Source organism: Mesorhizobium sp. WSM4311 (genome assembly GCF_002295115.1).
GTDB lineage: Bacteria > Pseudomonadota > Alphaproteobacteria > Rhizobiales > Rhizobiaceae > Mesorhizobium.
Genome location: NZ_NSFV01000007.1, coordinates 321,669 through 342,531 on the forward strand (window position 1 = coordinate 321,669; position 20,863 = coordinate 342,531).

The window sequence follows — 20,863 nt, forward strand, 5'->3', positions numbered from 1 at the left end:
TGATTTCCTCCGCTGTCGTGCGCGTTTCGCTTCGGGCAATTTCGATACTTGCTACTTTGAGGTCGCATCTTCGGGCTGCATTTTTGGCGGCGCGCTCGCGCTTTCCATCGGGAGGTCGAAAGCTATGCGTGCCGAGAAGCGTGGACCGGAATCGACCAGGGTATTTGGCTCGAACATCGTTTCGGGAGATATCGGCTCGGCCGGGTAAGTCGCCGGCATCCGCTGCTCGATTTCCTCAAGGTAGGCATAGAACCGGCCTGGGCCTAATTGCGCCAGCCGCTCGGCGTCGATCGAACACTGCAAATTCCAGCGGCCTACGCCGTCTGCGATGTGCGGGTTGTTGTCGAACGCATGGAACTCCGCTGCGTTGACCGGCGTGCGCCTCCACCGATTTCCGTTGTCCTTACCTTCATGGACCACGCTCATTCGCATCTGAGGCTTGTCGAGTGCGTCGTAGATCGGGTGCCCTGCTTTCTCGTAGCGCTTGTGGTGCTTGACCCTTTCGGACGCCTGACCGAAAACGCTGGCGAACACCATGAGACCGCCCTTCTCTCCGCGGATCGGCGTAACCTCGGCGGTGCGACCGGGCAGGATCTGGCTCCATGCGACCACCGGCTCCGAGACCTGGAGATCCGGTTCGGTATGCTCTTGGTAGCGAACCAGGCCGAACCGAACGAACGGGTCGGTCGATCTCGAGGGCGTGATCTCGATGTCGACGAACCATTCCTCCCGGTCTGCGTCGAAGCACGGCTCGTAGGTGATGAGACTGACGTCCATCATGTCGAGCTTGAGCTTGGTGCTGTCCTGGTCGGCGGCCGTCGTGCTGTCTTCGTCGTCCGCCCTGGCGATTGGCATCTTCACGTTACGGACAATGCGCGGGTCGTGCGGAGAGTTGTTCAGACGCTGCAGTATATCCGGGGGAATAGGGGGATCCTGCGGCCTGTGAATGAGATGGGCGACATCGGCGAAATTGTACGGGCCGATCAGCGGCTCGGTGCTGGGAGCGCTGTCCCAGCGGATCGGATCGCCGCCCCAGCGCGTGATGAAGGCGCCGCCGGGTCCGACAAATTCGTCGGACAGCTCATCCAGCGCAACGCTGCGCTTGTAGTAATCGCCGAGTTTGCGCGACAGCGATGCCTCCAGCTCGTCGAAATGGTTTGGTGGCCAAGCCACGACGCCCAGCCGTTCGCCTTCGCCAGATGAAAACCAGCCGCGCGACAGATAGATGCGGGTCACCGCACTGCGCTTGAGCGTGTGGACGACCAGCCCCTGTTTGTCGACCGTCAACCGCTCGGTCCGGAACACCGGCATGGGCGAACGGACGACACACTTCGCAGGGCGCTCGCTGGCAGGAAGCCAGATTTCGTGCGGCAAACTTTCCCTGATCTGCTGCTTACGGTTGAGCGGCTGCCTCCGCCCCAGTTCCTGCTGTGTAGGTTCCTTCGGGCCGCGCCAGCGGTCGACGGTTTCCCAATCGGCCGCGAAACGCGAGAACGCCACCGCCTTGACGACGAGGCGACGTGCCTTCGCGTCCGGGAAGGTGTGCACCTGGTCGGACTTGAACATTAGACGCCGCACCTGTCCGCTGCCCGCTGGCTTGCGGGGTGTTGCCTCTTCCTTGTTCAGGACGACCAGGCCGCGCCGCGCGGCTTCGTGCACCATGGCCAGGCTGATGGTCGAGTTCCCCTCCCATTGCGGCCACAATGGCGTCGCCCCCTCAGCCGGCAATGCTTCACAACGCAGCAGGGTGACCTCAGACCTCTGCAGGGAGACACGGTTTCGGTCGTCGATATCCGCGAAGCCGTAGACGTCGAGCACCGAAGAAAAGCGGCGTTTGCCCGCCTCGTCGAGCAGGCTCGGCCAACGGCCCGCGCGGCGTGCCTTGAGGCTGCGCCGCCGGCTGATGTCATCCATGACGGAGCTGCGCGGCGCCACCGTTTCCGCGACGATTTCGAACCCGTCGGCGTCCGTAAGGTCGATGGAGATCGCGCCCGTCAGCAGGTAGTCCTTTGAACCGACTGCTGTTGCCGGCCGGAACACATCTCGCGCCAGCGCCAGCGCCTCGATATGCCGCTTGGCCCCTTCAGTCGTCTGCGCGGCAATGGCCGCCGGCCGAACGGCGTCGGCTGCACCGAACAGGTTCCTCGCCAGATACTTGTCCGAAGCACCTTCGCCAATCCACTGCACCGCGGCGATTGCCTGGTCGAACCCGCCGGGCAGTGGCGATACGGCCCATCGCGGCGCCGATGCCGGGCGGCTCGCCGCACAGGCGACACGCACCGGCGCCACGGCCGAGAGCTCGTCGATCGGCCGCACGCACGTCGCGTGTTGCAACAGAAGCTTCGCGATATCCAGCAGCAGATCGTCGCTCGCGCCGCTGTGGCCGCCGATGGAGCAGTGACAATCGGCTGCGTCTCCAACCTGTGCGGCGAGGCATTTTTGCAGCGTTTCGGCAGCCTGATCGCCGAACATCGCGGCGAGCTTTGCCGGCGCTGCCGGAGACCCCATCGGATTGACGAGCGCTCCGAGCACCTCTGTCAGCGAAAACCATTTCGCCAGGTGCTCCGGGCTCGGCAGACAGAAGGCCACCAGGTCATAGTCTTCCGAAGGGGCGAGTTTCATCTCGACCACCTTCACACGAGCGCCGGTCTTGCCGAACTCGCCCGATGGCGACAACTGCTGATCGGGAGATTTGGCGAATGCCAGCACCTCGCTCGCTGCCTTGGGCCTTGGCCGGCGGTTCACCGACGACATCACGATGGCCAGCGGCCGGGCATTCGGCCACTTGCTGAGCCCGCCATCGTAGACGGGGATTGTCAGAGAGCCATCGAGATACGCCCCGGTGGTGCGGTGTTTGAGACGCAGCACATAATACTCGGCGGCGGGGTCCGGCAGAAACGCTTGCCGCTCGCCGACATCATGGCCCGCGATGAACACGGTCTCGCCCTGTTCGTCGGGCGCGTCGTAGACGATTTCGCGGAACTGTTCAGCCGGAATCATGCCGAAGCCATATGGCTTGCGGGTGACGGCGATCGGAAAGCCGGCCGGCCGGCGGGCGCGGGAAGCATTCTTGTCGTTCATGTTCGGCGCCTGGCGATCGCGACGTACGTCGCGCAGTCCGCCCTTGAGGCGCTCGCGAAAGTCGCTCGTATCGAACACGCCGTGACGCGTCGCCTCGTCCTGCGAGATGATCGGCGGCACGATGATGCGCATGGTGGACGATGGGTTAGCCCGCCTGCTCGCCGGCACGTAGGGCGCCCCAGCCATGAACTCGCCGCCATCTGCCGGCTCGGAATTGTTGAGGCGAAGCGCCGCACGATCGGCCTGCTCGAAGCCCATCGGCGCGTTGCTGCGCAGTGCAATGTGGTTCGGCAGCAGCACGTCCGGGCGGCCGATCGCTTCCTGGCGCAGGAAACGCCGCAGTGATGCCGGCGTCGGCTCTTCAGTCAGTTTTGCGGGAAAGGCGAGCAGGCTCTCCAGGTCTTGCGGGGTGTTCGCCACGTATTGCCGCTTCAAATGCGCGCCATCCTCACGCAACGGGATGGCGCGGCCGCCGAGGAAGGTCGAGCGCATGGCGAAACGGTAGCCAACGCCATAGCGAAGCGGCGGTGGCCGTGATGCCGGCTCGTTCTTGGCATCGGGAAGACCGAGCGTTCGGCGGAAGGGAAGCGCGGCTTTCCCGGCAGCATCGTCGGGCACCGGACGCTCGGGCGCGCAAAGTACTGCCATCGGCGTGCCGTCCCATTGCGCAACAGCCTCCTCGACAACCGCGTCGGTGTCCGCGCCGCCGCTGCCGCGCGGAACCAGCCGCGAGGCGAAGACCATGCTGGCGGCGTCGATCTCGCGGCGCTCAGCGGAGCCGGGTGCTCCGATCAATCTGTCGAGCGCGGCCTTGACAGCCGGCTTGGGCTCACGCTTCACGCGGAAGTCATAACTTACTGTACGGCTCATCAGGCTGCGCCAGCGATCCACCTTGTTCATTCGGACCGCGACGTCGAGCCGGCGGCCGATGGTCAGATCTTCGGCAAAGAGCAGGGCCCGCGCACGCTGCTCGCCTTCTTCCGGTTTTGTGCTCTTCTGCGCAGCCGTGCGGGCAGCGGTGCGGATTGCTTCGTCGGCGCGCAACCGATCCATGACGACGAAACCCGCTGTCTGGAAGGCGTTGGCAATCGCCTCCGCCTTGTTGATGACGTCGTCCTTGCCGGTCGGTTCGACGGCTCGGCGCATGTCGAGCGACACGAGGCCGTAGCGGGGGTTACCTTTGGCGGCGCCGGAGCCGGTCAACGATACGCCGTCGAACTGGTCGAGGTTGGTTATCAGATCCATGATCCGGGCCTCCCAGCCCTTTTCGCCCTGGATCATCCCCGGAACATCGATCTCGTCCTTCGGCGCAGGCCAGAAATGATCGTCGGCCACCTTTGCGGTGGTCCAGACGCGCGGCGTCGAGCGGCCTGCCTCGTCCGCTTCGGCGGCGAGGAACATATACGGGTCCATCTCCATCGGCTCGAGTTCCAAGTCGATCGCCAGACAGAACAGGCGCGCGAAACCGGCGTCGCCCTGCAGGGCATAGAAGGTTTGCGCAATGCGCTCGAGGCGCTTCTGCTCTTCCAGCGGCGTCTGGGGGGCCTGAGCCCAGCTTCCGTAGAGCTGCGTCTTCGCGGCCGTCCCAGGGCTGTCAGATTCCGGCTGGCCGGGATTCTGAACAGGAAGCTCCGCCGGAGAAACAGGTTTGCAAAGCCGGCTCAAAAGCTTGTGGGTCGTCTTGTCGAAGGTCTGCTTTGCTTGCTTGCGGTCGTCGTTGGTTGCTTTGACGACGCTGTCCAATTCCAGCTTCTTTTTTTCACGCAGCTCGGCCAGGGCTTGCTCCTTGCTCAGTTCCTTGAGGTCGGTTGCCGGAGCCGCCGCTATGCCTTCAATCGGCAGGTCGTCCAGATCCGGCAGCGGCTCGCGGATGCGGTCCGCGACGCGCTTGGCCCGGTCAATCTCGAGTTGAAATGCCAGGTCGCTCTGGCGTGCCGGAATGATGGTCTTGATCGTTACCGTTTCGCCAGGCTTGACGGCGGAAGCGCGCATCTGACCGCGCCCGCCCGGCTGCAACTCGGCGGGGTCGGCCTCGTCCGTCAGGGCGGCGTTGAAGCTTGCGCCCTCAAGCGAATGGCTGATGAGTTTCCTCAGATCCGTCCATGGGTCGGCGCCTCCGGCCGTTTCGAAGGCCTCCCTCCAAACCGCGTTGATCTCGTCCCACGCCTTGGAGGTTTTGGGATCGCCGAGCGTCTTGATCGCCGCGATTGCCATCAACGTCGAAGACTGTGCAATGTCGGGTTCGGCCGCCGTCCAACATTCGCCGTCGAAGCTTTGTGCGGCCCTCGGAGCGACCGCGATCTCGACCGCGAACTTTGCCGCAGTCTTGGAGCTGCCGGGCAAGCCGATCCCGCCGGCGATCAGCATGGCCATTTTCTTCGGCCATTCCGACAACTCAAAACTGCCTGGCGCGCCGGCAGTTGCTGGTTCCGGCGTGACGATCAAGGTCAGCTGTCGGGCTCCGCTCTTGGTATATCCGTTGGCGACAACCCGCATGAAAGGGCGAACTGGTTCGCTCATGATGCTTGCTCCAGAAGTGCGATGTCGAAGTAGTCGAAGTATTTCGACGTGTCTTTGCCCTGGCACACCGTGGTGACCTTGACGCCCGTGACGAAGCCGTATTCGTCCGGCGTGATGGTCGCGCCGGTGGCGCCGGTGATGATCGAGCGGTCGATGCCATCGGCCGAGATGCCGGCAAATCGCGTCGGGCTCTCCAGCGCGCCGGACTGGCTTGAACCACCGCCGCCGCCACTGCCCATCGCAGGTTGGCTGCTGGCAGCGCGCACGCTGTAGTCGTAGTCGACGATGCCCATTGAGAAGGCGAAGCTGAAGATCGCTTCACCTTCCATGGCGCCGCCCTCGGCCATGCCAAGCTTGACATAGAGGGACGCGTAGAAATTGAAGATCCAGATGCTGGCGGCGCCACCGGCAAAGAACGTGCCCGAGAGTTCGGTGACGCGATGGCCGCTGGCGAGCTCCTGCGTGCGGATATAGAAGCCGCTCATGATGCGCCCGTAGGCAACCAACGGGCCGAACGAGAAGTCGGCGCTGCCGCCGAATTCGAACGACGCCTCGAAGCCCACGATCTTCTTGGCACTGGCGGTAATGGCGAAATAACCGGCGCCGCCAAACGGCGGTACGCTGATGGTGAAGGGCGCAAGCCGGCGCGCCAGCGAAGCGCGGAACAGGGCTTCGCTGTCGGTAAACGGCAGCAGCGCCGCGACATTCAGCGAGACGTTGGAGAACGAGATGCCGCCAAGCTGGATGGTCCCCAGGTTGATGCCGTAGCCTGCTTCGATGCCCGGTAGGCCGTCCAGTGGCTGCAGATAGAAGCCGCTGCCGCTTGGGCTGAGAAATGACTGCAACTGCTGGGCGAATTCGAGTTCCTTGCCGATCTCGAACGTATTGTAGTTGACGTCGAAGGATGGCTTGCCGCCGTCTTCGATGAGGAACGACGCGCCGTGGAATTTCAGCGCGACGGCTTCGAAGATGCCCCCGAGCAGGTTGACCTCGAACGCACCAAGCTTGCCATCGGCACGGAACTTGACCGGGTCCTTGCCAAGCAGATCGATATTGACCCTGACGGCGACATCGAAGCGGCTGCCATTCATAAGGCTGAAGATCTTGCCTTGGCTCTGGCCGGCGCCGTAGCTGCCGGTCGCCAGGTTGAGATCGTAGGCGAGCGTTGTGCGCAGCGGCACGAGATTGGCGAGCGTGTCTTCGATCTCGTCACGCAGCGCCGCGACATCGATCATGCTCAATATGTCGCCACTGGTCGCCTTGACGACGAGATCCTTCAGATTCCTGATGATTAGAAGTGGCGCAGCCTGGCCGCCCAGCCAACCGTCGAGAAAGGCGCCGAGCTGCTTGCGAACCTCCGTCTGCCCGAAATCGGTGGCGTTGGCCGCATCGCTGATCCAGTCCGCTTCCTGCTGAAGCCGGTCGCAGCCTTCTCCATCGCAGGCGAAACCCTCGAGCTTGGGCACAGTCAGGGCCTGGACGACAAGCCCGGTTGCCAAACCTTCCGCCAGCGACGGGTCTTTCAGCACCTTGTTGCGGGCCTCGAGAATGGCGGCGTAACCCGTGGCGAGAGGCTCGAGAGCGGGCTTGATGAGGTTGAACGCTTTGTCGCGAAGCGCCGCCGGTAGCGCCGACGCGCGGTCGAGCAAGCTGCGGTATGCGTTCACAGCAGTGATTTCGGCATTTCGCAGACCGTCGCGGATGGTGTCGAATTCGGTGCTGGCGCCTCCACCCATGAAGAACTGTTGGACACTGGTTCCCTCACCGGTCTTCACCGGCAAAACGAGAAGCTTTTCAATGGTTTCTGGACTTCCGCCAGCGTCGAAGTCCTCGCGAAGGTTCACTGGTAGAGTGCTCGTCAGCTTGGTGAGGGCTGCCACGACGCTATTGCGCTCGGGATTGAGAATCTCGGGCAATGCGGCCACAATCTTGCTCACCTCCGAAATCCCGGCGGTGGCAAGGAGACTGCCCTTGGACAGAAGCTTGAGGGAGAGGCTGACCACAACCGTTAGGCAATCGGCGACTTTTGATTGGGCGGACTGAAGAGCTGCCTCCAGTTTCTTCACCGCGTCGGCGATGTCGGTTGAAGCAATCAACGTTGCCGCGAACCCGCCAGCCAGCGCAGCTTGGTTGTTGGGTTTACTGAGATAGTTGGAGAATGCCGCGGCGATCTCCTTGAGCGCCGCCTCGAGGCCGTCCAGCGCAACCTCGACAACTGCGCGAGCTGCCTCAAGCCGCTGCAGCAGTTTTGCCGGATTGAGAGTGTCGCCTGTGCCGTCGCCGATGGATTGAGCTTTGATGTCGTCCAATGACCGCTGAACCGCCTGAAGTCCGCGGCCGAGGTGAACGGTATGCCGATAGATCGAACCGATCTGGGTCTTGATGATGCTGTCGAGGGTTGTGGTATCCTTCAAAACACCTTGAGCGGCCTCTTGCAGGTTCAGCGGTAAATCGCTCTTGTGGTCGTCAAATTCGCTCTGCGCCTTGGCGAGCTGCGTGTCGATCTCGCCGACAGACGTCCATGCGTCGGCAATTCTTTTCAGGATTGTGCCCTCCGCGGGCAGCACATCCGGAAGGTCAGGCATATCTGCGGTGTCGGCTTCATCGTCCGTCGGCCACTGGGGCGTGCCGACCACTGCGAAGCCCAGGAGTTTGGCGAGCCCGTCGAGCGCGCCCGCTGCCTCGGTGGCTGGCGTTTGGAGTACAGCGGTCAGATCGAGTTCGGCGCCAAACAGCTGACGAGAGACCGTTGCCGAGGCAGCCAGCGCCGCGTCCATGTTCTTTGCATGGACAGCGTTCACGAGACTCTCGACCGCTAGAGCGCCGGTCTGCAGGCGGCGCAGCTCGGCAAGGAGTTGCGAAACGGCAGGAGGCAACTGTGACGGCCTGGCGTCTATCCGCTTTTCGACCTCCTCCAGGCGCGTCCGATAGGCCTGGACCGCGCCAAGCAGCCTCGACTTGTAAGGCGCGTCTGTGTTCTGCTCGATGTAGTCGAGCGCGTCCTCGATGGCGCCCTTGGCCGCACCGATCAACGTCTTGGCGAGCTTCGCCACCGCCATTTCGAGCGTGATGACGCCGGTGCAGAGTTCGATGGTTGTCTGCTTCACCGCATCGTTAAGTTCCTGCTTGGCAGTCGCGACGGCCGCGCGAAGCAGTGTGGCGGCCTCGCGCGCCTGGCCTTCGGCCGCCGCCACCTCGGAGGCCGTGCCGCCGGCCACGCGGACAGCGGCGACGAGATCGGGCACGGGCACGGGCAGCGGAATGAAGTCGTCGAGGTACTCGATAGTGCCGATCATCTGTGCGACGACGTCGGCAATGGCTGCCTTGGCGTCGCCTTTTCCAATCGCTTCAAGCTTGTCAAGCGTTGTCTCGAGCGCCGCCTTGGCGCCGAGAATGTTCGAAATACCGTTGAGCAGTTGGTCGCGGACCGCCTCCTGCAGGCGTTCTGGAGCATTGGCGGCGAGCGTCGCCAGCAGGCGCGCGAACCGCTTGCCTGCTTCGTAGATCGCCGACAGCTTCTTCGGCAGCTTGAGGAGATCATTCTCGGCGAGCGCCGCATCGAGCATCTGTGAGAGGCCGGTCAGCCCTTCATCGATCTCCGGGAAATACCTCTTGATCGAGATCTTCTCTTGCTTTTCGGCGCCCTCAGCAACCTTCGCTTGCTCCTTGGCCAGACGTTCGTCGAGAGCATTCCACTGCTCTGCGATCGTCTTGACGACGGCCTTCAGCGGCAACAGCACATTGATGCGCACCAGCGAGAGTGCATCAGCCGCGGCGTCCTGCAGCGCCGAGCCGAACTCCATCGTCTCCTTGAGCAGCGGCAGGTTCGCGCCTGAAAGGTTGAACCATTTCATCAAATCTCTGAGCTTGATGATGCCAAGCAGCTTGGCGTCCGACGAGAAGAAGCTCTCGAAGACCTTGAGCTGCTCGGCGTCGTTGGCTTCGTTGTCGCTGTTCGCAACCGCCATTGCGCCGGTAGGCGGGGCAGCGGTGGGCGGCTTGGCCTTGCGGAAATACTCCGCCAGCGAGACGATTTCGGTCTCGATGGTTTTCAAAGGGTCTGGCTTGGCTGCATACGCGGGCTTGTCAGCGCCGAGCGGACCCTTGCTTCGCGACAGTGCGTAGATCATCGAATTCGGTCGTGCGATGCCGCCCGAGCGGTCGCCACTGCCGCCCATGTTCAGCGGTACCGGCGTGACGAGATCCAGAAACACTTCAAGCGGATTGCCGTTGTCTGCTACTTGGCCGGCACCGTCCGAGGCCTTCTTCTCCCCCTGGAAGCCCTCCTCAAGGAAATGTCCGTCATAGCGGACTACGGTTGGGTTGGCGCCGGAACCGGTGAATCGCTCCACCTGCTCGATATGAATGAAGGCCTTTTCGACCATCGGATAGAACGGAGGCTGCTCGGCTCCTTCGAGGACGCCAGTCGTCGCATACAACGAATTGTCGCCGCCCCATTGCGCACCGCCAGGGCTGCGCCGTCCCTGCGCCTGAACCAACACGCTATCGGTTGCGAAGGTCGTGTCGCCGCTTTCCATCTCTTCGGCAAAACGCAGCTTTTGCCCCCGGAGCGGCATGGAGCGGAGGTCCGACGTCAAGGTATTGTAGTAGTCGGCGACCTTCTTGACGCTCGCCGGTGTGGTCGCGGCAACATTGTCCAGGAAGAGCAGCGGCATCGAGGTCGGCTTGCCGTCGAGCGCAAACTGGAACGCGATCCTGCCTTGATCCGTGAGGTCGATTTTCGGCCAGAAAGCGAGCCCAGGGGCGTCACCCAGGTTCAGCTTGCCATTCGGCTCTTCTGCCAATTGACCGGTGGCGCTCACCGGCGTCGTCGGGTCGACGATGTCCGGCGTGCGCCGGGTAAGCATCAGCACGTCACTGGCGCACCACTGGCGCCCGGCATTCGGCTGCCCGACCGCGGGATATTTCTTGTCGGGCTTGCCGATCCTCAAGAACATATGCTGGCGCAGCAACGCCTTGTAGCCCTGCTTCTCCGTCAGCAGGAAGATACGTTCGGTGAGCTTCACCAGTGAAGCGCGATGACCGAGCGGGAACAGATAGCCCTTGTAGACGACCTCGGCGCGGATATCGCGGCCAAGCACGATCTGATGCTGCCAGCGTTCGATCGACATGCCGGTGAAGAACGGGCGGCCATTGGTGTCGAGCGCTGTCGCCGGCGGATTGAAGTGCGTGTCGTGCGTAAAGGACCCGCCGAGCGTCGACAGCGTCAGTTCGGTTGCATTCAGCGGTACCGGCCGATAGATCGCCTCGTCGTTGCGGCCGTCGAGCAGCGCGAATTCTTTCCCCGGCTCGAATTGCCCGGAGCCGTCGATCAGGGCGCCGCCTTCCTCGACATTCTCGCCGATCGCTTTGCGTTTGCCGGTGACAGGCAGCCCGTAGGCCGAGCCAAGCAGCAGCAATTCGTGGCGGTCGTAGGCGTCGAGCGAGGTGCGGAAGAACTTGATGTCGGCTTCCGTCTCGCTGCGGATGCCCAATCGGCGGCATAGCCAGTCGACCAGCCGCAACTTCCTCGGTGCGGGAAAACTCTTCTCCTCCTTGCAGAACGCCTGGTCATCGTGATCGCCCCACTTGCCCTGGTCCTCGGGAAATGCAGCAACATGCGTGGCGAGCGGCGAGTTCACGCCGGAGTTCGACTGCTCCGCGCCGAGGAACCACGGTGCGTAGGCGCCGCGCGGCGGAGCGAAATGACCCGGCAGCGGCGACTCGCCGTCGCCAGGCGAGGGCTGCAGGGCCATTGGCCGGAAGTCCGGCGTGCCGACCACACGCAGACTGGGCAATATGTCGTCGACCAGCAGGCGGGCGGTCCAAAGATCGCTGCTGTGCGATAAGGCCCTTGCCTTGAGTTGCGTCGGCGTCTCGCCATACTCCAGCACCGCCGGCGGACTGGCGAATTCAGGGTTGCCGTGCGGAATGGGAAAGCGCCTGGTGGCCTGCCAGACCGCGTCCTGTGCCGTCGACAGCACGAGCCGCGACGGGATCTCGATCGCGGTCTCGAGCGTGGTCGGATTCTGCGCCAGCGAGGCCCGGATCTCGCTCATGCGCTGGGCACCGGTTACGTCCTCGCCGGCGCTCAAGCCCTGATGGCCGAGCATGCGGTGATCATCCAGGTCGGCCGCCTGTTCGCCGAGCGGCGGCATCATGCCCGAAGGCGCTTCGCGAAACAGTTTTTCAGCGCGCCGCGTGACCGCCGGCTCGTGATGTGACCAGTCGGTGAGCGAGGCGAAGGTGAAGGGGATTGCGCCGAACGCGATGCCTGCGGCGCCTGGCTTGGTCGCCGACGCGGGCGGGAATGCGGGCATCCCGTTGGCGTCATGGCCATCGCCGAGTCCCGGTCGGCAATTGACCCTGAAGGCCAGCCGTGTCGGTCCAGAAAGCCGCGCCTCGACGATGTCTGGAATGCCGTCGCGGCCCGACGCGAACGTTGTGAATTTCGATCGCGCGTCCTTGTCGCGCCTGCCCGCCATCGTCAGCTGTTCGGTCGAAAGCCCGGCCAGATTGATCGGGTGGAAATATTCTGCCTCCATGGCGCTATCGGTCGCTGGATCAGCCGGCTTCATCTTGGAATTGCCGGTGAAGAGATCGCGATAGAAGCCGCGGAACAGCGAGTAGAGCGGCAGGCTCGATTCCAGCTTGCGCTCGAGTTCGAGCCGCAGGTCGTAGTCGGTCGGAAGCGGTTTGGGTTGATTGTCGGGGCCGGATTCTGCCGCCTGAATGGCGGTGATCTGCGCCGCTGCCTGGACGTCTATCAGCTGGTCGATCGCCGCTCTGATTGTGCCGTCGATCGACTGCATCTGCAGTTTCCGAGCGGCTTCGAATGCATCCGGCTGCAGGCCGTCGGGGCCGATATAGACACGCTGCTCTTCGGAGAGTTCTGCGGTCTCGGTGGCGGTCGCGAACTTGCCGCAGAAGTTTGCGAAAGGATTGCCGAGATCCGAGCCAGCCGCTTGTTCGTTCTTCTTCTTTTCGTCCTGGATGAATTTCCTTTGCACCAGCTCAGGTTTCAGTTGAGCTGCGGCAGCCTGCTGGTCCTTGTCGAGACCGAAATCCGGCAGGGGCGGGAGTTCGGGCCGGAAGATCGCTTCCTCCATGACATGCTGGGGGTCGAACTCGACAACCAGGACCGGGCGCGTGTCGACGCGCACCGGTCCTGGAAGCGCCCCCCGCTCCTCTTCGGACATGTCGGCACGCTCTTGGCGCGGCGCGACAACCACCCCGCAGTCCTCACGCGCCGGGAGGATGATCGGCTGCGGCGTGAAGGCCAGGATCATGTCCGAGAAGCGGAACCGGAGCCGCATCTGGTCGTAATCGCGCGCCGCCATCAGCGATGCGCGCGATAGGTCGAGCGTGGCCTGGCGCGCGCCGGCCGTCAGCGTTCCAAGCCAGATGAAACTGGATGAGCCGGCGGTGGGCGATTCAGCGATCGGCCCGGCGAGCGGCAGTCCGTCTGCAAACGACAGGCGCAATTCGGCCCGCTCGAAGCGCAGCCTGCTGTGGCTGACATCCGGCAAAGCCGTGTCGGCCTCGAGCAAATGAAGGTCGACGGCAGCCCGGCGCAGACGCTGCTGATCGCCAGCTTTGGCGCCGCGATCCGCGACGATCCATACCGTCTGGCCCGGTGCGCCAGCGCGGTCGCCGCTGGCGGCGAGTATCACCTTGCCGAAATCGTCCCCGGTCGTCGTAACCGCATCTGAGGCCGAGGCTGAGCCGCCGGCCGGGACATCATCGGCCTTGGCCACCCCCTCTTCATGATCCTTGTATGCGCCGGTTGCTCGAATTCGGCCGATTGCCGTGGTGATCTCCGTCTTCCTCGGAACGGCAACCGACTCCCCGTCGGCATCGACTTTCTCCATATCGACCGCGCCGGCGGCAGAGATAACGGTGCGGACAATCTCATCCTTGCCGGGGAAGACGATGCTGGTTTCTGTCGCGACCAGTTGCTGGAGTTCAAGCGGGCCGGCGACCTGCGCGCCCTTTTCGACGAATTCTGCCGTCGTGGTGCCGACGACGATCCGGGATACAGTCTGGAAGGCGCCTGGCAGCAAGGCCGAGGGGCCGCGGCGGATTTCGAATTGCCATTTCCCGCCGGCAGGCGGATCGGGACGGATGAGACGGAAATTGAGTCCGGCGCTGTTGCCCGCACGCAGGTTCGCGACCGACACAATGGCACCGATCCCGCCAAAATGAGGCCCGGCCGTTGTGCCGTCTGCGGCCTTCTCATGCCAGCCCAGCGAGAAGTCGGTAACGGCGATCTGGCCCGCAAAGGCACCAAGCGGCTTGCCTATCGTACTCACGTGCCACTGGAACTTGCCGGTCAGTCCGATCGCGACGTCGTCCTTGCCGTTGCCTGCATCGATCCGGCCAGCGAACATGCGCAGGAATGTCTTGTTGACGCGCGACGCCCATAGGGTTTCGGTGGCCTCGGCCTTTTCGTTGATGAAATCGTCGAGACATACGGGATGTTCCGTCTCGTATTCGAGCGACTTGCCGTCGCTGTCCAGCCAGACGTCGGTGAGGATTCTAAGCTTCCAGCCGGCAACATTCTCGAAAAACAGTTCGATCTTCCTGTCAACGAGATCGCCATAGCTGATGTTCCTGATGTAGAGTGTGCGTTTCTTCGCGTCCGGCCCGGGTCGCGCAATGTCGAACCAGCTTTTTTCACCGAACATGTCGACTGACATGTCGAGCGTTTTCAGCCCGGGCGCGGGTTCCCGGGTTTCGTGATCGACGCGAAGCACGCGCAGGTTGCTCCCGTCGGCCGAAAGATCAAATGCGAGATCGAGGTTCGAATCGTCGGCTCGATCTGCGGCAAAGGCGGCTGACAGACTCGGAATAGCCGGTGCCGTGGCAAGAAGGCCAAGAAAATGGCGTCTGTTCAGAGGCAGCGGCCGCTGGAGCCCGCCAACCGGAACAGCAGACGACGGCAGATAGAGATGTTTCCACATCTTTTCACCCAAGCAGAGCTTGGCCTCACGGGACTGGGTTCTTGAACGGCTGCGTGTTCAACTCGCCGCCTGACCCCAGAGTCATCTCGCCACAGGCGTTACACCGCCGTTACATGGTCGTGGGGGCAAAAGCGTAGGTCTCGGATTGTGCGCGCGAGTGTGTACTCTTGAACTTCACGCCGAAAGATTCGAAGCCGGCTCAACTCTGCGATGCGCGCCCCCGCGCGGTAGATTGTATTTGATGTTACGGATTAGCACCCTTCCTGACCGGCGGCATCGTGGTTCCGTCAGCACGTCGATCATTTCAACTTGCCGACTTCAAGCATTTATGCCGAACCAGCGCGAAAGCATTTGCCTTCATTGATTTTTTGATCGAATATCGGGTTTGGGGGTTGGGAAAATGGCGTCGATACAGCCTGAGAATACTGTTTCGTTTCGATTGTTTGGTTTCCCCCAGGTCGGTTCCTCGAAAAAAACGAGCGTGTTTCCGTCGCGGGGCTTCTGCCTTTTGGCGTTGCTCTGTTTGGCGCCGGTCAAAAAGCTGACGCGTGCTCGGGTCGCCGCGCAGCTTTGGGACAGTGCCGACTCGACTGCAAGCCTGGGCAACCTGCGCCAACTGCTGTTGCGCATGCAGAAGGCTCTACCCGATCTGAACACGATCCTTGCGGTGGACGACAAATCACTCTGGCTGACAAACGCCGCCGGCCAGATCGATGTTTGCAGATTTCTGGAGCTGGGTGACGGGCCTGCGGATCAAACTCTCCTGGAGCTAGTCGCACTTTACCGGGGCGATTTTCTGGAAGGCCTGGCCGCCGCGGCCAATCAACCGGATGACGCCTTGGCTATAGCCAGCACCTATTTGCGAGAGCGCTATTTCGCCCTTGTTCAAGAGGCGCTGAAGGCGCTCACCCGCTACGGGACTGCTGACTTGACGTTGCTTCGCGCCGTCGAACGACACAGCCTTTCCATCGACAACGCCAGGGAAGACACCTACCGCGCACTGATCATGGCCTACGGCGCAATCGGCAGGCCCGAAGAAGCAAGGCGGATTTACGGCCTCCTAGCTTCGGTGCTGAACATGGACGGCGCCGACAGTCCCGTCCTGAATACACGCGTTTCGCTTGCGCACGCGACAGCAAGGCTCATCGATCAGACATTCGGTCGACCCAATGACGTCGGCGAAGCCGGAACACGCCTGATGCGGGTCGCCCTGCTAGCACCTAATTGGGCATCACGGATGTCGGATCGCGACAATTTCCTTCGCGCTCTTGTGGAAGACATCGCGAACGAGCTGGCACGATACAAGAGCCATCTGACGCTGGCACCCCACAGCAGCTTTCAGGTAATGCACGACGGCGGCGTTCTGCAGGAGAACAGCTTGTTGCGGGCAGATTATACGGTCAGCAGTTTCGTCCGGCCCGCAGCCGGTCCTGGTACCTTGTGTGTGCGCCTCGTGCACAGCGATTCCGGCGCCATCGTCTGGGCTGGTGACTTCGCGCTGCAACATGAGGTGCTTGTCCACTCCAGTCGGGTGCTCGTCGCGCGGATTGCTGCCGAAGTGTCCGGTGCCGTGGAAAGCGATTCGCTCAAGCAACTGGAGCGAACCGGGAACGCCTCGTCGTACTTGCATTTCCTGAGAGCTCAAAGCGCGCTGAAGACATGCGACCTGCGAAGCGTGCGACGGGCGCGGCGGTCGTACGCCAATGCGATCAAAGAAGATGGCCGCTTCGCAGAAGCTTACTCCGGTGTGTCCTGCTCACTCTATCTCGAGTGGCTCTTGCTCGGCGGCAACGATCCGAAGCTGCTGTCGGAAGCGCGCGAACTAGCCGATCAGGCGATACGCTACGATCCGAACAGCTCGTCCGGCCACTGGCGCAAGGCAATGGTCGCGCTTTATCAACACGACTTCGCTCAATCGGAACAGTGTTTTCACCGGGCGCGGGACCTGCATCCGAACTCCGCTGACATCCTGCTCGACCACAGCGACGCCATGGGCTTCGTCGGCGACGCCAACGATGCATGGCGGATGTACGAGCGCGCCATCGATCTCAATCCCACACCGCCCGACCACTACTGGTGGGCCGGAGCGAGCATCGCCTTTTCCAAGGCGGACTATTTCAAGGCCATCGAATTATGTAGCCGGCTTGACCACGAAGAGTCCGTTCTGCGACTGCTGGCCGCGTGCCATGGGCAGTTGGGAAACGTCGTCGAGGCGCGAGAGTACGGCCACCGACTAATGGAGATGTATCCCGGCGAGAGCGCCGAGAGCATGACGCGCCTGCAGCCGCACCGCAGCAGGCAGGACCTGCAACCATTCATCGACGGACTGCGGTTGGCAGGTATCAAGTGAGAAGAGGGAAGGGGAAGTGCAATGAAAAATCTGAAGCCATCTAGGGCCTTCATCATCGGAGATCGCGATCTCGGTCTCACAATCGTCATTACCGATCCGGTGATGGTTGTTTACTACTCTGCCGAAGATCTCAAAAAGGCGGAACACAACGACATGAGTGGGCAGGAGCCCATCGTCTCCATGGCAGCGATAGTCAAGGATCTGGTGCCGCATCTGCGTGGGGTCGAGGTGGTGCAGCTGAAGCAAAGATTGAATCAGATCGACCAAGGCAAGCACGGCGACTTTTCGCTCGCTCAGGAGGAGGCCGCGTTCGCCGAGGCTGACTATGCCAGGACTATCGGCAGGATCATCAGAAACGGTGGCAATGTGTGCGATGTGGATTTCTGCGTCGCGCTGGATGTCGATCCTGCGGAAATAGTCGCGAAGGGGCGAAACACTGAGCCGGCCTCGGAGATTGCGGACTACCTGGCAGCCAACGCAAGCAAGCCGCAGCAATTCCACATCGGCAATCTTGCGCCCAGCGAGCTCGATCCGCTGGAACCGTGGAAGCCCTGAACCGGTGATCAAGCAGGCGGCCGATGTGGCCGCAGCGCTGGCCGCGCTTCGGATGCTTTACGCAGATTTGCAATGCGGCAATCCAGCGGCGTGCAAAAGACTGTCGCGCGCGATGCTCGAGCCGGAGTTGGCACGGCTCGGCATCTCACGCGTCGGGGATATCACTGGCTTGGACCACATCGGCATTCCGGTCTGGTTCGCAGCCAGGCCTGCCTCGCGGTCGCTATGCATCGCCAACGGCAAAGGGGTCACCGAAGAGGGCGCATGGCTTTCGGCAGTGATGGAGAGCGCCGAACAAGCCATCGCGGAGGAGGCATCGCTCCTCGTCAGCTTCGTTGCCAGCCGGGCCGCCGTCGCCCGGAAGGGGCTGCGCAGCATACCACTCGAGCGGCAGGCCCGCTGCGCAGCTCGCCGCCTGACCCAGGAGGCCGAGCTTGGCTGGGTGATGGGCCTGTCACTGAGGACGGGCGAGCCGGTATTCGCGCCTTATGAGCTCGTCGGCATGGATATGGTTTCCTCGGCGCCGTGGAATACGCGCGACTTTCGAATGTCGTCACTCGGCCTTGCCGCGGGGGGCGACCTGGCGAGCGCCATCCTGCACGGGCTGCGGGAACTGGTCGAGGAGGATGCCATTTTCGGTCCGCTTGCCGGCGGCGCGCCGGCCGAGCGTCGCGACGTGATCTTCAATCGTCCCCGCGCGACAGGGATCGCCTGGGCGATCGAAAAGTTGGCGGAACGGGATATCGAGGCACGCTTCGTGCAAGTCTCGGACGACATCGCCATGCCGGTTGTCATGGCCGCCCTGAAGCCTCGACATGGAGATCAGGCCGGCCTTGCGTATTTCTGCGGATCAGCCTGCAGGTCCACCGTGGAGGATGCCGCGTTGGCGGCCCTGCTCGAGGCTGTGCAAAGCCGGCTGACATATATCTCCGGGGCGCGAGACGATCTCTATGCCGAGGAGTATCACCGGCAACTGAGACCGGGGACCGAAGCTCTTTTCGGCGGCCACCGGTTCTCCGACGAGCGGCCTGCTGAAGAATCTGGCCAGGATGGATCGGATGACCTCGCCGTGCTGCTTGCGGCAGTGTTCGCAGCAGGCATTGGCGACGTCTATGCCTTTCCTCTCGGCGGTTGCCGCTATGGCTTCGAAGTTGTGCGGGTCCTGGCCGACGATCTGGTTGCCTTCGAGGTCGTGAGAGGCAGCGCCCGCACCGGCCGAGCTGGCCACAAGCTGTTGCGCAGGTGGATGCATTCGTGAAGCCCATTGTCTTTGCCGGACCCAGCCTGCACGGCCTCCAGTTGCCGAGCGAAAGCCGCGTCGAGTTCGCGCCGCCGGCGGGTTGCGGCGATCTGCTGAGGGCGGCCAGGGAGGGCCGTGGCGTCATCGGGCTCATCGACGGAACGTTCGAGTCCGGCCCGGCCGTCTGGCACAAGGAAATCCTGTTCGCCTTGGCGTCCGGCTGTACGGTCCTGGGGGCGTCCAGCATGGGGGCCATTCGAGCAGCCGAGTGCGCGGCATTCGGCATGATCGGTATCGGGCAGGTGTTCGAGGACTTTCTCGCCGGCAGGCGAAGCGCCGATGCGGACGTCGCCCTGATCCATGGGCCGATGGAGCTCGGCTATGTCCCGCTCAGCGTAGCGCTGGTCGATGTGGAAGACGCGGTCGCCCGCATGCACGCGGCCAGAGAATTGTCCGATACATTGCGCGACGAGATCGTTGGCCAGGCGAGAGCCATGTTCTTCAAGTCGCGAACGTGGCCCAGCCTGCTATCGGCAGCCGGAGCGGACACTGGCTGCTCGCAAAGGATCACGCGCTGGATTGCAAGCAACGGCCCGGGATTGAAGGCCCGCGACGCCCAGCTGCTCCTCGAAGCACTGCCTGGAACCGGGCGCCGGGACGACCGTATCGACACGGCTTTCCTGGAAACAAGGTTCTTTTCCAAGCTGATAGCCGGGATGGGGGATGGATGATGGACACGCGTGGACGTTTTACGGCGGGCGCCGTGCTGGTGCTCGCGTTCGTCACCCTTCCGGTCGTTTGGTATCTTCGACCGGTGCCCGCTGCCGGCAAAGAAGGACAACCCTGCGCATATGGCGCTGCCTACGGAATGGTGTACGACCTGGCGACGGGCGACGAGGTCAAGGTCACTCCGGATACCGTCGGGCCGGCGATGACGCAGGTGCGCAATTGCGCCGAAGATCGCCTGGCTGATGCCGAGCGAAGCAGATATGCGCAACAGAGCCAGCTGTTGCCGATCGCAAGCGCCGGCGCCCACGCGATGGAACGCGATATTGTCCTGGTCGAACTCGCGGCAGCAATCTCTGTCGACGTCACGGTGGACGAGCAAAGCCGCATCGCCCGGCGCCTTTTGGCTCAGATCGGAGGAAGCAACGTCAACGAAATCGTCGAGCACAGCGGCGCGAGAGACCTGTTGGCCGCGAATGGCTGGGTCGGGCAGACGCCGGGCAAATACGCGCAGTACGTCAAGCAATACCTGGACAACTGCCGAACGGCGCAGGTTCCCGTGCCTGACGCGATATCCAGCGGAGGGCACTGGTCCAGCCCCTTCGATCTCGCAGCCGATGCAGGCAAATACTTCTTCGGCAAGGACATAAAGAAGAAATTGACGCTTTGGAAATACGACGCGGGCAGTCAGGGCATGTGCGTGACCTTGCTGCGCGAGGCGTATCCGGACGAGCATGGAAATCAACCCGTCCCGCTGATTGGAACGATCTGTACGGATGCAGGCCGAAAATATGCCTGTTTCTTTGACAATATAGTTTACGGAAAAGATGGAAGTACCCAGCGCATCGACGAAGCGACGATGCTTTCAACCAGCTTTGACCAACTTGCACATCCAGCCGATTACGATGATGATTGCAACCTGTGCCATCTTGGAGACAATCCGCTCATCGTCCATCCAGGAATGCGCTTGGGCGAAATTCTCAATCCGAATGCCGACAAGACAAATAGCGATCAGTTCGCATTCGTCGAGTTCGGCGCGCCGCTGCTGAGTTGGATCAACCCGGCGCCTGTGGATTCGACCGGAGAAGGCGGCGCCTGCATGAGGTGCCACGATATTCCACGTACGCGCACTTCCTACTGTTCGACGGTCCTTGGCAACGCCGCCAACGACACCATGCCACCAAGCTGGCATCACGGAGAGAACGATGAATTCTGGCCCGACAAAGATGGCTGCTTTTCGGACTCCGTGAGCGGCCTGAAAAAGTACTTTGCGAGCATGCGAAGATTGAAGTCGGTATGCGACGGAGTTCCAGAGAAATCCTGCCCCGAGAAATAGAGCCTGGTGGGGATTTCGGCGCAATCGAAATCGATTTTCCTAGGGGTTGCGTACTCGCCCGTCACAGGCAGTCCCCTACCTGGCCACCACGG

General features: G+C 62.5%; 7 protein-coding genes. 5 read left to right on the plus strand and 2 right to left on the minus strand.

Features of this window, described 5'->3' with window-relative positions:
- Positions 1-51 precede the first annotated feature (51 nt).
- Entirely contained in the window at positions 52-5,601 is a 5,550-nt protein-coding gene (locus CK226_RS34970; protein ID WP_095792910.1) for a hypothetical protein, read from the minus strand.
- Entirely contained in the window at positions 5,598-14,357 is an 8,760-nt protein-coding gene (locus tag CK226_RS20760; RefSeq protein WP_142887640.1) for a hypothetical protein, read from the minus strand. Before CK226_RS20760 ends, CK226_RS34970 begins: the two co-directional genes overlap by 4 nt.
- Before the next feature lie 607 nt (positions 14,358-14,964).
- On the opposite strand from CK226_RS20760, the gene CK226_RS20765 reads away from it, so the two are divergent.
- The 5 genes from CK226_RS20765 to CK226_RS20785 are packed head-to-tail and all read left to right on the plus strand — an operon-like array spanning position 14,965 to position 20,771.
- Entirely contained in the window at positions 14,965-16,914 is a 1,950-nt protein-coding gene (locus CK226_RS20765; RefSeq protein ID WP_095792912.1) for a BTAD domain-containing putative transcriptional regulator, read from the plus strand.
- Positions 16,915-16,935: 21 nt separating this feature from the next.
- On the plus strand, positions 16,936-17,469 hold the full coding sequence (locus CK226_RS20770) for a hypothetical protein (protein ID WP_095792913.1): 534 nt from the start codon (positions 16,936-16,938) through the stop codon (positions 17,467-17,469).
- A 4-nt stretch (positions 17,470-17,473) separates the two neighbouring features.
- A complete protein-coding gene (locus tag CK226_RS20775) occupies positions 17,474-18,727 on the plus strand; it encodes a YcaO-like family protein (protein ID WP_095792914.1) in 1,254 nt (417 codons plus the stop codon).
- The gene (locus CK226_RS20780) at positions 18,724-19,440 is read left to right on the plus strand and encodes a TfuA-like protein (protein ID WP_095792915.1); all 717 of its coding nucleotides are present in this window, start codon (positions 18,724-18,726) and stop codon (positions 19,438-19,440) included. The genes CK226_RS20775 and CK226_RS20780 overlap by 4 nt, the downstream gene beginning before the upstream one ends.
- The gene (locus CK226_RS20785) at positions 19,437-20,771 is read left to right on the plus strand and encodes a hypothetical protein (RefSeq protein ID WP_142887639.1); all 1,335 of its coding nucleotides are present in this window, start codon (positions 19,437-19,439) and stop codon (positions 20,769-20,771) included. Before CK226_RS20780 ends, CK226_RS20785 begins: the two co-directional genes overlap by 4 nt.
- The last annotated feature ends 92 nt before the right edge of the window (positions 20,772-20,863 follow it).

Bases quoted from the DNA above. Each gene is read 5' to 3' on its own strand.
- CK226_RS20785 (WP_142887639.1), top strand. From the start codon at position 19,437: ATGATGGACACGCGTGGACGTTTTACGGCGGGCGCCGTGCTGGTGCTC.
- CK226_RS34970 (WP_095792910.1), bottom strand. From the start codon at position 5,601: ATGAGCGAACCAGTTCGCCCTTTCATGCGGGTTGTCGCCAACGGATAT.
- CK226_RS20765 (WP_095792912.1), top strand. From the start codon at position 14,965: ATGGCGTCGATACAGCCTGAGAATACTGTTTCGTTTCGATTGTTTGGT.
- CK226_RS20770 (WP_095792913.1), top strand. From the start codon at position 16,936: ATGAAAAATCTGAAGCCATCTAGGGCCTTCATCATCGGAGATCGCGAT.